At 66.5% G+C, this 14164-nt stretch carries 11 protein-coding genes; 9 read left to right on the forward strand and 2 right to left on the reverse strand.

Going from position 1 to position 14164, the window contains the following annotated elements:
• The first annotated feature begins 146 nt into the window (after window positions 1-146).
• From HWX31_RS25170 to HWX31_RS25200, 7 genes are all read left to right on the forward strand, one after another.
• Complete coding sequence (locus HWX31_RS25170) at window positions 147-728, forward strand: cupin domain-containing protein (RefSeq protein ID WP_059610575.1); 582 nt, start codon at window positions 147-149, stop codon at window positions 726-728.
• Window positions 729-906: 178 nt separating this feature from the next.
• Window positions 907-2520 (forward strand): peptide ABC transporter substrate-binding protein, encoded by a 1614-nt coding sequence (locus HWX31_RS25175; RefSeq protein WP_174963817.1) that lies wholly within the window; start codon window positions 907-909, stop codon window positions 2518-2520.
• Between the two features lie 11 nt (window positions 2521-2531).
• On the forward strand, window positions 2532-3470 hold the full coding sequence (locus HWX31_RS25180; protein ID WP_059610573.1) for an ABC transporter permease subunit: 939 nt from the start codon (window positions 2532-2534) through the stop codon (window positions 3468-3470).
• Window positions 3471-3483: 13 nt separating this feature from the next.
• Entirely contained in the window at window positions 3484-4386 is a 903-nt protein-coding gene (locus tag HWX31_RS25185; RefSeq protein WP_174963816.1) for an ABC transporter permease, read from the forward strand.
• A gap of 1 nt (window position 4387) precedes the next feature.
• Window positions 4388-5380: an ABC transporter ATP-binding protein gene (locus HWX31_RS25190; protein ID WP_174963815.1), complete on the forward strand. Its 993-nt coding sequence runs from the start codon at window positions 4388-4390 to the stop codon at window positions 5378-5380.
• Window positions 5377-6396, forward strand: a complete 1020-nt coding sequence (locus HWX31_RS25195) for an ABC transporter ATP-binding protein (protein WP_174963814.1) — start codon at window positions 5377-5379, stop codon at window positions 6394-6396. Before HWX31_RS25190 ends, HWX31_RS25195 begins: the two co-directional genes overlap by 4 nt.
• A gap of 154 nt (window positions 6397-6550) precedes the next feature.
• Window positions 6551-7990: an OprD family porin gene (locus HWX31_RS25200; protein ID WP_174963813.1), complete on the forward strand. Its 1440-nt coding sequence runs from the start codon at window positions 6551-6553 to the stop codon at window positions 7988-7990.
• A gap of 105 nt (window positions 7991-8095) precedes the next feature.
• Here HWX31_RS25200 and HWX31_RS25205 read toward each other — a convergent pair whose 3' ends face one another.
• Window positions 8096-9088: a DedA family protein/thiosulfate sulfurtransferase GlpE gene (locus HWX31_RS25205; protein ID WP_059618663.1), complete on the reverse strand. Its 993-nt coding sequence runs from the start codon at window positions 9086-9088 to the stop codon at window positions 8096-8098.
• Between the two features lie 164 nt (window positions 9089-9252).
• Window positions 9253-9525: a hypothetical protein gene (locus HWX31_RS25210; protein WP_010095979.1), complete on the reverse strand. Its 273-nt coding sequence runs from the start codon at window positions 9523-9525 to the stop codon at window positions 9253-9255.
• Between the two features lie 478 nt (window positions 9526-10003).
• Here HWX31_RS25210 and HWX31_RS25215 point away from each other — a divergent pair, with 478 nt between their 5' ends.
• Both HWX31_RS25215 and HWX31_RS25220 read left to right on the forward strand, forming a co-directional pair.
• Window positions 10004-10531: a GNAT family N-acetyltransferase gene (locus HWX31_RS25215; protein ID WP_059610678.1), complete on the forward strand. Its 528-nt coding sequence runs from the start codon at window positions 10004-10006 to the stop codon at window positions 10529-10531.
• Between the two features lie 521 nt (window positions 10532-11052).
• Window positions 11053-14148 (forward strand): YadA-like family protein, encoded by a 3096-nt coding sequence (locus HWX31_RS25220; protein ID WP_174963812.1) that lies wholly within the window; start codon window positions 11053-11055, stop codon window positions 14146-14148.
• Window positions 14149-14164: the final 16 nt, after the last annotated feature.

Raw genomic sequence — 14164 nt, forward strand, 5'->3', positions numbered from 1 at the left:
TAGCGCGTTTCGCGGCCTGGGCCGAACGGTGTTTAGGACACCGCGCGCAACGCTTGAGACGCACGTAAACCCGAAGACTAAGCTATATCGATCTAACTTAGTTATTTTCCATCAAACATTTTTTGACGACCCCTTTTCGGCCTGTTATGGTTCCCCCCACTGAAAACACGCGGCCAGCCGAAGCTGGCGCCGCTCTGGGCAGCAAGATTCGCGCGTTGCGCCAGCGACTGAAACGCACGCTCGATGAAACGGCAACAGCCGCGGGTATTTCGAAACCGTTTCTGTCGCAGGTCGAACGCGGGCTCGCGTCGCCGTCGCTGACGTCGCTGGCCGGCATCGCGCAGGCACTCGGCGTGACGGTGCAGTATTTCGTCGAAACGCCGAGCGAGGAGCGGTCGGTGTGCCGCGGCGAGCAGTTGCGCTTCTTCGGGTTTGCCGATTCGGCCAACCTGTTCGCGCGGCTCACGAACGTGACGGAAGGGCGCCAGCTCGAGGCGATTCTCGTGCGGCTGCCGCCCGGACAGACGCGGTCGGAAGTAACGACGCATGCAGGAGAGGAGTTCCTGTATGTGATCGAAGGGGAAGTGTCGTTGACGCTGGAAGGCAGGACGTTCGTGCTGCCGGCCGGCGACAGCGCGCACTATCAGTCGACGGTCCCGCACAGCTGGGCCAACACCGCGAAGATCGAGTCGGTGGTGGTCTGGGTCGGAACGCCGAGGCTGTTCTAACGCACAGGTATTCCTTCGTTCCAGCGACGGATTACCTGTCGAAAGGAACGTAAGGAATACTAAGATGCCATACGAGATCCACGGGCCTCCTCAATCGCTGCATACGGCAGCGTCCTACGTGTAACCCGCGGCGTCCCGCCGCGACACACGCACCGAAAACCCACCAAGTACTGACACGATGAAATCCTTGCATGCCATGTCGGCCGTGCTGGCCGCGCTCGCCCTGACGACGCAGTCCGCGTCCGCCGTTACCGTTCCGTCGAACGTCGCGCTCGCCGCGCAACAGGACCTGACGCGTCAGGTGCCGGCCGAAGTCGAATCCCTCGACCCCGCGCACATCGAGTCATGGACCGGCAACACGATCGGCCTCGACCTGTTCGAAGGGCTTGCCCGCATCGATGCAGGCGGCCAGATCGTGCCGGGCGTCGCGCTGTCGTGGGAGCGCAAGACACCGGAAACGTGGGTCTTCAAGCTGCGCCGCGATGCGAAATGGAGCAACGGCCAGCCCGTCACCGCGGCCGATTTCGTGTATGCGTGGCAGCGACTCGTCGATCCGAAGACGGGCTCGAAGTACACGATCCTCGTCGAGTTCGTGAAGAACTCGAAGGACATCATCGCCGGCAAGGCCGCGCCGTCGACGCTCGGCGTGCGCGCCGTCGACCCGTACACGCTCGAAGTCACGACCGACGCGCCGGTCGCGTTCTTCCCGGAGCTGACCGCGATGGTGCCGCTCGCGCCGGTGAACAAGGACACGGTGACGAAGCTCGGCGACGCATGGACGCGTCCGGGCAACATCGTCAGCAACGGCGCGTACCAGCTCGTCGACTGGCAGCCGAACAACCGCATCGTGATGACGAAGGCCGCGAAGTACTGGAATGCGCCCAAGGTCGTGATCAACAAGGTCACGTACCTGCCGATCGAGAGCGACGAGACCGCGATGCGCATGTACCAGGCCGGCCAGGTCGACTACACCTACACGATTCCGTCGGGCATCTTCCAGCAGGTCAGCAAGCAGTTCGGCGGCGAACTGCGCCCGGGCCTGCAGCTCGCGACGTACTACTACTACCTGAACAACAGCGACGCGACGCTGAAGGACAAGCGCGTGCGCCAGGCGCTGTCGATGGTGATCGATCGCGACGTGCTGACCTCGAAGCTCACGCAGTCCGGCGAGAAGCCGATGTACGGGCTGATGCCGAGCGGCACGAAGGGCGTGCAGCCGTTCACGCCGGAATGGGCGTCGTGGCCGATGGCCAAGCGCGTCGAGACCGCGAAGAACCTGCTGAAGCAGGCCGGCTACTCGGATGCGAAGCCGCTGTCGTTCACGCTGACGTACAACACCAACGACCTGCACAAGAAGGTCGCGCTGTTTGCCGCATCGGAATGGCGCACCAAGCTCGGCGTCAACACGAAGCTCGAGAACGTCGAGTTCAAGGTGCTGATGAAGCAGCGGCATGACGGCAAGGTGCAGATCGCGCGCGACGGCTGGTTCGCCGACTACAACGACGCGATGACGTTCTTCGACCTGCTGCGCTGCGGCAGCTCGCAGAACACGGTCGGCTACTGCAACAAGCAGGCCGACACGCTCGTCGACGAAGGCAACCAGAAGCTCGACGACAAGGCGCGTGCCGCGCTGCTCACGCAGGCGCACGACGCGGCAATGAACGACACGCCGATGTTGCCGCTGTTCCAGTACACGGCCGACCGTCTCGTGAAGTCGTACGTCGGCGGCTACTCGCTGAAGAACGTGATCGACATGCGTGCTTCGCAGGACATGTACCTGATCAAGCGCTGAGCGGAGCGAACATGCTGGCCTACGCTTTGAGACGCACGTTGTGGGCGGTGCCGACGATCCTCGCGGTCATCACCGTCTGCTACCTGCTGCTGCATTTCACGCCCGGCGGCCCGTTCGATACGGAGAAGCAGCTGTCCGCCGCGACGCTCGCGAACCTGAACGCCAAGTACCACCTCGACGAGCCGATGTGGAAGCAGTACCTGCTGTATCTCGGCTCGCTGCTGCACGGCGATCTCGGCCCGTCGTTCCGCTACGTCGACTGGTCGGTCAACGATCTCGTGAGGAAGGCGCTGCCGGTGAGTCTCGGCGTGGGCGGCATCTCGATCCCGCTCTCGATCGGGTTTGGCGTGCTGCTCGGCACCGTCGCCGCGGTGCGCCGCGACAGCGTCATCGACCGCTTCGTGATGCTGATCGGCAACTTCGGCAACGTCGTGCCGCCGTTCGTGCTCGGCCCGGTGCTCGTGTGGATCTTCGCGATCCTGCTGAAGACGTCGGCCGGCAACGGCTGGCTGCCCGCGGGCGGCTGGGGCGACGGCGGCTGGCAGTACCGGCTGCTGCCGATCGTGCTGCTGACGTTCATCAACGTGTCGCTGCTCGCGCGCGTGATGCGGGGCTCGATGATCGAGACGCTGTCGAGCAACTACATCCGCACCGCGCGCGCAAAAGGGCTGCCCGGCTCGACGATCGTGCTGCGCCATGCGCTCAAGCCCGCGCTGATGCCGGTCGTGTCGCTGTTCGGCACGGTCTGCATCTCGTCGATCACGGCGGCCGTCGTCACCGAATCGGTGTTCGCGCTGCCGGGGCTCGGACAGCTCGTCGTGAACGGCGCGATCAACCGCGACTACACGCTGGTGCTCGGCCTCGTCGTGCTGACGACCGTCTGCGCGGTGCTGTTCAACCTGCTGGTCGACCTCGCGTATGCGTGGCTCGATCCGCGCATCCGTTATTGAGCGAGGCACAGCGATGACCCCGACTTCTCCCGTCGTCGGCCTGCCCGCGCAGACCGATACGCCGCCACGCTCGCGCTCGCCGCTCGCGCTGGCCCTCTCCCGCTTCCTGCACAACCGCGCGGCGGTGCTGAGCCTCGTGCTGCTCGTGCTGGTCACGCTCGCGTGCTTCGTCGGCCCGTGGGTGCTGTCGGCCGATCCGGCCGCGAGCGACTGGGCGTCGATCAGCCTGCCGCCGACCTGGGCGAACCAGCACTGGTTCGGCACCGACGAGCTCGGCCGCGACCTGCTCGTGCGCACGCTGATCGGCGGACGCGTGTCGATCGAGGTCGGCCTGCTCGGCACGCTCGTGTCGGGCCTGTTCGGCGTCGCGTGGGGCGCGACCGCGGGCTTCGCGGGCGGCCGCGTCGACGCCGTGATGATGCGCATCGTCGACATGATGTATGCGATCCCGTACCTGCTGATCGCGATCCTGATGATGACCCTGTTCGGCCGCTCGTTCATCCTCGTCGTGTTGACGATCAGCGCGTTCTCGTGGATCGACATGGCACGCGTCGTGCGCGGCCAGACGCTGTCGCTGCGCAACCGCGAATTCGTCGATGCGGCGCGCGCGATCGGCGTGTCGCCGGCGTCGATCGTGCGGCGCCACGTCGTGCCGAACCTGCTCGGCGTGGTCGTCGTGTACGCGACGGTCTCGGTGCCGAACATCGTGCTGACCGAATCGGTGCTGTCGTTCCTCGGCCTCGGCGTGCAGGAGCCGATGACGAGCTGGGGCGTGCTGATCCAGGACGGCGCGCAGAAACTCGAATCGATGCCGTGGCTGCTGCTGGCCCCGGCCGTCATGCTGTGCGTGACGCTCTACTGCGTGAACTTCGTCGGCGACGGCCTGCGTGACGCGCTCGACCCGAAGGATCGCTGAAATGGCTGCACTAATCGAAGTCGACAACCTCGGCGTGCGCTTCACGCGCAAGGACGCGGCGCCGATCGACGCCGTGAGCGGCGTGTCGTTCACCCTCGACGCGGGCAAGACGCTCGGCATCGTCGGCGAATCGGGCTCGGGCAAGAGCCAGACGGTGATGGCGCTGCTCGGCCTGCTCGCCGGCAACGGCACGACGAGCGGCGCGGCCCGCTATCGCGGGCAGGACCTGCTGGCGATGGATACGCGCGCGCTGAACGCGATCCGCGGCGACCGGATCGCGATGATCTTCCAGGACCCGATGACGTCGCTCAATCCGTTCCTGACGATCGAGCGGCAGATGACCGAAACGCTGCAGCTGCATCGCAAGCTGTCGCGCAAGGAAGCGACGAAGCGCGCGATCGAGGCGCTCGAGGCGGTGCGCATTCCCGACGCGGCGCGCCGCATCCGCATGTATCCGCACGAGTTCTCGGGCGGCATGCGGCAACGCGTGATGATCGCGATGGCGCTGCTGTCCGAGCCGGAAGTCCTGATCGCCGACGAGCCGACGACCGCGCTCGACGTGACCGTGCAGGCGCAGATCATCGACCTGCTGCGCGAGCTGAACCGCGAGCGCGGCACCGCGATCGTGCTGATCACGCACGACATGGGCGTGGTTGCCGGGCTCGCGGACGACGTGATGGTGATGTACGCGGGCCGCACCGTCGAATATGCGCCGGCCGAGTCGATCTTCGCCGCGCCGTCGCATCCGTACACGATCGGCCTGCTCAACGCGCTGCCGCGCCTGACCGATGCCGACGACGCGCCGCTCGTCGCGATTCCGGGCAACCCGCCGATGCCGGGCGTGGCGAGCGCCGGCTGCGCGTTCGCGAAGCGCTGCCAGTATGCGCAGAGCCAGTGCGGCACCGCGCGCCCGGCGCTCGAAACCTACGGCGCCGCGGACGCGGTGCGTGCGTGCCACCGGCCGGTGGCCGATCTGACGGGAGGACTGCGATGAGCGTCGATGAACGCCGCAATGCCGGCGCGACGGACGACACGCTGTTGTCCGTCGAGGATCTGAAAGTGCATTTCCGCGTGCCGCTCGGCGGCTATCCGTGGTCGCCGAAGGGGACGCTGCGCGCGGTCGACGGCGTGTCGTTCGACGTGAAGCGCGGCGAGACCGTCGGGCTCGTCGGCGAGTCCGGCTGCGGCAAGTCGACGCTCGCGCGCGCGCTGATCGGCCTCGTGCCGATGACGGCCGGCACGGTGCGCTGGCGCGGCGACGCGGTCGCGCCCGACCATCTGCGCGGCACCGCGATGCGGCGCGAAGTGCAGATGATCTTCCAGGATCCGCTCGCGTCGCTAGATCCGCGCATGACGATCGAGCAGATCGTCGCCGAGCCGCTCGTCACGCACCAGCCGGGCCTCGGCCGCGCCGAGGTGCGGCGCCGCGTGGTGTCGATGCTCGAGCGGGTCGGCCTCAACGCGCATCACCTGCTGCGCTATCCCCACGAATTCTCCGGCGGGCAGTGCCAGCGCGTCGGAATCGCACGTGCGCTGATCGGCGAGCCGAAGCTCGTGATCTGCGACGAACCCGTGTCGGCGCTCGACGTGTCGATCCAGGCGCAAATCGTCAACCTGCTGCGCGATCTGCAGCGCGAACTGTCGTTGTCCTATCTGTTCGTCGCGCACGATCTCGCGGTGGTGAAGGCGATCAGCCAGCGCGTGCTGGTGATGTATCTCGGCCGCGTGATGGAGTTCGGCGCGCGGCACGACGTGTACGGTGTGCCGCAGCATCCGTACACGCGGGCGCTGCTCGACGCGGCGCCCACACCGGAGCCCGCGCGGGAACGCGCGCGGCGGCCGATGCTGCTGGCGGGCGAGATGCCGTCGCCGCTCAATCCGCCGTCCGGCTGCGCGTTCCGCACGCGCTGTCCGGACGCGATCGACGCGTGCGCACGGGACATCCCGCGGCCGGAAGTACGGCACGGTTCTGCGGCGAAGGTCGCCTGCATCCGTGCGGGTGCGGGCTGAAACACCAATAAGCAGGCAGGTCGACAGGGGTAGGTGCGGCGCGAACGACCTTCGCGCCGCGGGGACAGGCGCGTCCTTGACCGGGCGCGCCGGGGTGGGACCGGAAGCGTATCGCGACCGGCGCAGACGACATCAACACAAGAAGAGAACCACGATGACAAAACACAGGAAGATCGGAACGACATCGAAAATGCTGCTCGCGCTGGCCGGCGTCTCGCTGACGGGCGCGGCCTATGCGGACGACGCAGCGCCGCTGACGGTGGCGCAGGCAGCGCCCGGCGCCACCGTCGCGCAGGCGTCCACGCCGAACGCGATCATCAACGCCGAGGCCACGCAGGCCGTCACGCCGCCGGACGAGCCGTCGGCGCAGTCGACGTCGAAGGGCTTCATCGCCGACAGCCATCTGAACTTCCTGTTCCGCAACTATGCGGACGTGCTCGACAGCAAGGGCGGGCCGCACCGCCATGCGTGGGTCCAGGGCGCGATGGCGAACTTCGAGTCGGGCTTCACGCAGGGCCTGATCGGCTTCGGCGTCGACGCGTCGGTGTACGCGGCGCTGAAGCTCGACGGCGGCAACGGCGCGGGCAGCATGGTTCACATCGCGAAGGGCGGCGGCGGCGGCAATCAGCTCGCGTGGGCGTACCCGGGCATCTACGACGTGAAGGCGCGGATCTCGAACACGGTGGTCAAGTACGGTCTGCAGGCCGTCGACAACCCGTTCATGGAGCAGCACGACAACCGTGCGCTGCCGCCGACGTTCCTCGGCGCGACGATCGTCAGCAACGAATTCAAGAACGTGATGCTCGAGGCGGGCAGCTTCACGAAGACCGACGCGCGCGGCCACACGACGCTGACCAACCTGACGAGCCAGTACGGCGGCACGCGCATCAACCGGCTGACCTACGCCGGCGGCACGTGGGACTACTCGCCGGACGGCGAGGTCGCGCTGTACGCGAACCAGGCGGACGACGTGTGGCGCCAGTACTACGCGTCGATCAAGCACAGCATCGGCAGCCCGAAGACGATCAAGTGGACGGGCTTCGCGAACATCTACTCGACGCACGACACGGGCGACAAGCGCCAGGGCGAGATCAACAGCAATGCGTACAGCCTGTCGCTGGCCGCGCAGCACGGCCCGCACGAACTGCTGCTCGGCTACCAGGAGGTGCTCGGCGACCAGTTCTTCGACTACCTGAACGAGACGAACGGCATCTTCCTGACGAACTCGATGGACGTCGACTACAACGCGCCGCACGAGAAGTCGCTGCAGCTGCGCTACACGTTCTACGGCAAGGACGCCGGCCTGCCGGGCTTCAAGGCGATGGTGTGGGGCGTGACGGGCTGGGGCGCGGACGGCAGCAAGATGGCGTCGCAGAGTCCGAACCAGTCGGGCATCTACTGGGTCAACGGCGCGCCGGTGCAGGGCCGTCACCACGAGTTCGGCTTCATCCCGTCGTACACGTTCCAGAGCGGCAAGCTGAAGGACACGAAGGTCACCTTCATCGCGATGTGGCACGTCGGCTCGACGCACTACTCGGACGCGACCAACCGCGAGTACCGTCTCGTCGTGAACGTGCCGGTGAAGGCGTTCTGATCGCCACGCGGAAAGAGACGGAAGGGCACGTGCGCTGCAACGGCGGCGCGCGTCGTGCAGCGGGCACCGCGCGATCGCGGGTCCGCTGCTTGCGTTTACAAGGACCTAAGCAGGCTTGTGAAAGCCGGCGACGGGATCGTTCGCCGCCGGCGTATCTTCCGCAAGCGACGCGAGCTGGCGGCCGGTGTCGCGCCACGCGTCGAGGCCGCCGCGCAGCGCGAGCGCGTCGGTGAAGCCGGCGTCGGCGAGGCGCTTCGCCATCAGCGCGGCGGACACCTCGTTCGGGCACGAGCAGTAGACGACGAACTTCTGGGTCAGCGGATAGCGCGCGACGATGTCGCCGATATGGCGCTCGTCGGCGAACTGCGCGCCCGGAATCGCGAACGGGTCGAGCTTGCGGTGCTCGTCGGAGCGCACGTCGAGGACCACCGGCGCGGCGGCGTCCTGCAGCAGCGCGTCGAGCTCGTCGACGCCGATGCGCGCGTTCGCGAGCTGGCGGATCAGCGCGCGGCGGCGCATCCAGCGCACCGCCGCGTAGGCGGCCAGCAGCGCAACGATGACCAGCAGTACCGCGCGGCCGAGCCGGCTCGCGCCGGCGAACAGCCAGTCGATCTGCCGATAGAACACGAGCCCGGCCGCGAGGCCGACGATCGTCCACAGCGCCGCGCCGAGCGCGTCGTAGCCGGCGAACGTGCGATAGCGCGTGTGCAGCGCGCCGGCCATCGGCACGGACACGAGCGACAGCCCCGGAATGAAGCGGGCGACGGCCAGCACGCGCACGCCGTAGCGGCCGAAGAAGCGCTCGGTTTTCCTCACGCAACTGTCGCGCGACAGCGACAGCCGGCAGATCGTCTTCAGCGTGGCGCCGCCGAAGCGACGTCCGGCGACGTACCACACGGTATCGCCGATCAGCGCGCCCAGCACCGACAGCGCCAGCACCGTCACGAGCTGCGAACCGATCATCTCCGGGTGCAGCGCGGACATCGCGCCGAACAGCACCAGCGTCGGCATCGCCGGCACCGGCAGCCCGACCGCGGCGGCCAGCACGTTGGCGAATACGAGGAGCGGCCCGTACTGGGCGACGAGGTCACGGAGCATCACGGCTGTCCGAAAAGGAAAAGGCGGGCAAAGGCCGGCCAATGCGCGGAATGCGCATGGATGGGCCGATTATCGGCCATTTTCAAGACAGTGGTGGGAAACGTTGAAGCGGGCGAAACGGTGCGGAGGTGAGCCGGCGCATCGTGCGCGGCTCACCGGCCGGATCAGGAGGGGCTGCGCGCGAGCGACGCCGCGCCGTGGTGGTTCTCGCCCGGCAGTTCGGCGCCGTGCGAACGGATCGCCGCGACCAGCTCGGCGGGCGTGATTTCGTAACGGACCTCGCGGTGAATGCCGGGCTTGCGCTCGTCGATCTCGATCAGCAGCACGCTCTTGCCGTCGCTGGTCGCTTCGAGTCGCAACGAACGCAGTTCTCGGCCGTCGGCCGGGTCGTGTTCGGTGAGCAGGGTCATTGCCCCGGATGAGCCGGATGTGCGCATCGAACGTATCCTCGTGTCGTGTGTGCCGTAAAGGCGAAGATGTCGTTTTTGCAAACAGCTTGACGGAGTTTAACGCGAACCGGCGACGAACAAGGAGCATTTTCGTGCAGTGCGAAATCAGGGCGGCACCAGCCATCCGTCTGATGATCGGCGCGGGCCGGGCGGGCGCTGCGATCGCAGCGCCCGGCACATCCGGCGCGCGCTGCGGTGCGGCGAAGCGCGCGGCGGCCGGGCGGGGCAAGGTCATGACGTCGGCGTGATGATGAAACGTCAATGCGCGCCGCGCATGATGTTGCGCACGCAACGAACTACGAACAGCGGGAATGCACGATCTGTCGCGCGATGCAGCGCGATTTCGTCGGTTCGCGACCGTATCCGGCATGGCGACTTCGGATAAGCTCGACGTTTTCCCCCCCGGCATGCCGACGACGTCCTGCGCCGCCGCGACGTTCGCGTGCCCCGTTTGCCTGACAGCCTCATGACCGACATCACGATTCGACACAGCGAAACGAAGGACATCGACGCGATCCGCCAGATCGCCGCGCACCCCGCGGTCTATGCGAATACGCTGCAAGCGCCGTTTCCGTCGCTGGAGAAATGGCAGGAGCGCATCGAGGGTATACGTCAGAAGGGCTTCAGCCTCGTCGCCGAAATCGACGGCGAGGTGGTCGGCCATCTCGGGATTCAGCCCGAGGCGAATCCGCGCCGCCGCCACGTCGCGGGGTTCGGGCTGATGGTCAAGGCGTCGCACCACGGGCGCGGCATCGGCGGCCGGCTGCTCGCCGCGATGATCGATCTCGCGGAGAACTGGCTGAACGTCACGCGGATCGAGCTGACGGTGTTCGCCGATAACCGGAGTGCGATCGCGCTGTACGAAAGGCATGGTTTCCGGATCGAGGGCGAATCGCCGGACTTCGCGTTGCGCGACGGCGTGTATGCCGCCGTGTGTCACATGGCGCGGCTCAAGCGTGACGCCGGCCCGGCGGCCGGCGGCGGTCGCGAATGACCCAGCGCGGCCGGCGCGCCGGCGGTCGTCCGCGCGGCGCGCTGCTCGTCGCCTGAACCGGTTCCGGACACCGCGCGCGGTATTCGGCGGCGTACCGGTAGCAACAGAATCGACGCCGCGCCCGGCAAGCGACCTTATCGATCTGAATGACGTCGATTCGACGTCGCCCCCACCTTTTCCGTCTTCCCTCCTTCCTCCGTTCCGAAGCTTCGTCCCGGCAGGGTCGGGCGGCGTTCACGCGCATCGGCATCCGAATTCGAAATGAGATTTTTTAAAGCACCAAATGAGACAAAACGATGGGGTCGAAATTGCTTATTTTTCTATGATTTCGTTTAATGAAAGATTTTCATTTAAATAATGGATTTTGATTGCAAATTTAACCATGTATGACAAATATTGCAGCCGGTTTTTACATTTTTTGAAGATTAATCGGTGAGGTAATAAATAGAATCCATTTCCGGTTAGTACGGAGTCGATTTAAATCGTCTCCGATTTATCGATGAAAATAATGGATTCCAATGATGAATAAATGCTATAAAACGATCTGGAACGAATCATCGGGCGCCTGGGTGGCGGTGCAGGAAGGGGCCGCATCGCACGGCAGGACGGGCGGCCGCAAGCGCGTACGGGGCCTTCGCGTGATTGCGGGCATTGCATTTTCGATTTCCGGATTGACGCTCTCTGCATATTCGGAAGCACAAACCGCGGTTTCAGGAACTTCCGCTAATGGTGGCGGATCCGGTTCCGCGGCCAGCGTCGATTCGACCTGTTCGCAGAATTTCGTCGATCGCCAGAATCCCGGCAACCCGTCCAGCGCATCCGGTTCGCAATATATTCTGCAAAACGGCTGCAGTACGGCCATCGGGAATAACGCGAATGCGCAAAAGGCATCGGTGGCAATCGGCGATCGCGCCAGCGCATCGGATTCCGGCATTTCCATCGGCGTCGGCGCGAGCACGACGAAGAACTCGGCGATCGCAATCGGCACGGTCGCGCTGGCAACCGGCAACACCAGCTTCGCGCTCGGCCGCCAGTCGGCGGCGACCGCCGATTACGCGACGGCAATCGGCAACGTTGCCTACGCGAGCGGCGAAAGCGGGATCGCGATGGGGCATTCGGCGTTCGCCCAAGGCTATCGGTCGATCGCGATCGGCTCGTCCGATTCGAGGGCGGCGGGCAACGACGGCGTGTCGAGCGGCGCGACCTACAACCCGGCGACGCAGACCCGCGCGAGCGGCATCGCGGCCGTCGCGCTCGGCGCGGGCGCGGTGGCAGCGCCTGACGGCAGCATCGCACTGGGCGCGAACAGCGTGGGCGCCGCCAACGCGACCGGCCCGGCCCGGTTCAGCGGTGATGCGATCGCGTCCGGCGGCGCGCTGTCGGTCGGCAGCACGGGAGCGGAGCGGCAGGTCCGCAACGTCGCGGGCGGCACGGCGGGCACGGACGCGGTCAACGTCAACCAGCTGGCCGCGGTCGCGGACAGCGCGGTGCAATACGACGACGCGACCAAGGGCAACGTGACGCTCGGCGGCGCAACGAGCACGGACGGCGGCGTGACGGGCGGCACGAAGCTGACGAACGTGGCGCGCGGCGCCGTATCGGCGACGAGCACCGACGCGGTGAACGGCAGCCAGCTTTATCAGACGAATCAGCAGCTGTCGAACGTGAGTACGCAGGTCACGGGCAACACGACGAACATCGCGGCGCTCCAGCAGGACGCGCTGCAGTGGAATGCGACGCTCGGCGCGTATGACGCGAGCCACGGCAGCGGCGCGCCGCAGCAGATTGCCAACGTCGCGCAAGGCGTGAAGGGCACCGATGCGGTCAACGTCGATCAGCTGAATGCCGCGGTGAAAACCGGTGTCGGCCAGCTCGATTCGCTCGCCGTGAAGTACGACGATGCGAGCAAGCAGCAGGTTTCGCTCGGCGGCGGCAACGGCGGCGCGCCGGTGCGCGTGACGAACGTCGCGGAAGGCGGCGTCTCCGCCGGCAGCACCGACGCGGTGAACGGCTCGCAACTGCGCTATGCGACCGACGGCGTGGCGGCGGCGCTCGGCGGCGGCGCGACGGCGAACGCGAACGGCTCGATCAATGCGCCGAAGTATGACGTCGGCGGTGCGACCTTCAACAACGTCGGCGACGCGCTCGGCAATCTCGACACTCGCGTGGCGGGCAACACGACGACGCTCCAGAACCACGAAACCCGCCTCGGCAACGCGGAAACGAACCTCGCCAACAACACGACGGCGATTTCGGGCTTGCAGAAGGATGCGCTGCAATTCGATCCGGCCGTCGGCGCGTACAACGCGGCGCGCGGCGGCGCGGCGACGCAGATCACCAACGTGGCGGACGGCAGCATCGCGGCAGGCAGCAAGGACGCCGTGAATGGCGGCCAGTTGTACGGCGTGAAATCCGCCCTCGAGCAGCAGATCACGAACGTGTCGAACCAGGCCGGCGAGGCCGTGAAGAACGTCGTGAAATACGACGTGGACGCGAACGGCAACCGTCTGAATTCCGTTTCGCTCGTCGGCGGCGACGCCGCGTCGCCCGTCGTGCTGAAGAACGTCGCGGCCGGCGTGGACGATACCGATGCGGTGAACGTGAAGCAGCTGAAGAGCGTGCAGTCGAGCGTCAACCAGCTGGGCGCGATGGCCGTCACGTACGACGACGGCTCGAAGGGTGTCATCACGCTCGGCGGCGGCGCCGGCGGCACGAGGATCACGAACTTGCAGGCCGGTACGCTCAGCGCAACCAGCACGGACGCGGTGAACGGCTCGCAACTCCACGCGACGAATCAGCAGGTCGCGAAGAACACGACCGACATCACGAACCTGCAGGAGAACGTGACCAACGTCACGAACGGCAAGGCGGGCCTCGTGCAGCAGCAGGACCCGAACGGCCAGGTCACGGTCGGCGCGGGCAGCGGCGGCACGTCGGTGAACTTCGCCAACAGCGCCAACGCGGATCGCGTGCTGACGGGCGTGGCGGCGGGCGTCAACAACAACGACGCGGTGAACGTCGGCCAGCTCAACAGCGTGCTCAAGGACGTCAGGACCAGCCAGGAGATCAAGGCCGCAGCCACCGATGCGAATACGAGCTGGATCGCGCATGCGGATGCGGGCGCGTTCGGGTCGACGGCAACCGCGAGCGGCAAGAACGCCGTCGCGGTCGGCCAGGGCTCGGTCGCGGATCGCGACAATTCGTTCTCGGTCGGCGCGAAGGGCAACGAGCGCCAGGTCACCAACGTCGCGGCCGGTACGGCGCCGACCGATGCGGTGAACGTGCAGCAGCTGAACGACAACGTCGCCGCCGCATCGGCGGCATCGCGCGGCTACACGGATCAACGCATCGGCCAGGTCTACAACGACCTGAATACCGTCAAGAAGGACATGTTCGGCGGCGTTGCGTCGGCGATGGCGGTTGCCGGCCTTCCGCAACCGACTGCGCCGGGGCGCTCGATGGTGTCGGCAGCCACGTCGAACTACCGCGGCCAGCAAGGTTTCGCGGCGGGTTACTCGTACCTGACGCAAAACGACAAGTGGGTCGTCAAGGCGTCCGTGACGGGCAACACCCGCTCGGACTTCGGTGCGGTCGTCGGCGCGGGCTACCAGTTCTGACGCAGGCCGACTCGTG

Origin of the sequence: Burkholderia ubonensis, assembly GCF_902833085.1 — a bacterium.
GTDB classification, from domain to species: domain Bacteria; phylum Pseudomonadota; class Gammaproteobacteria; order Burkholderiales; family Burkholderiaceae; genus Burkholderia; species Burkholderia ubonensis.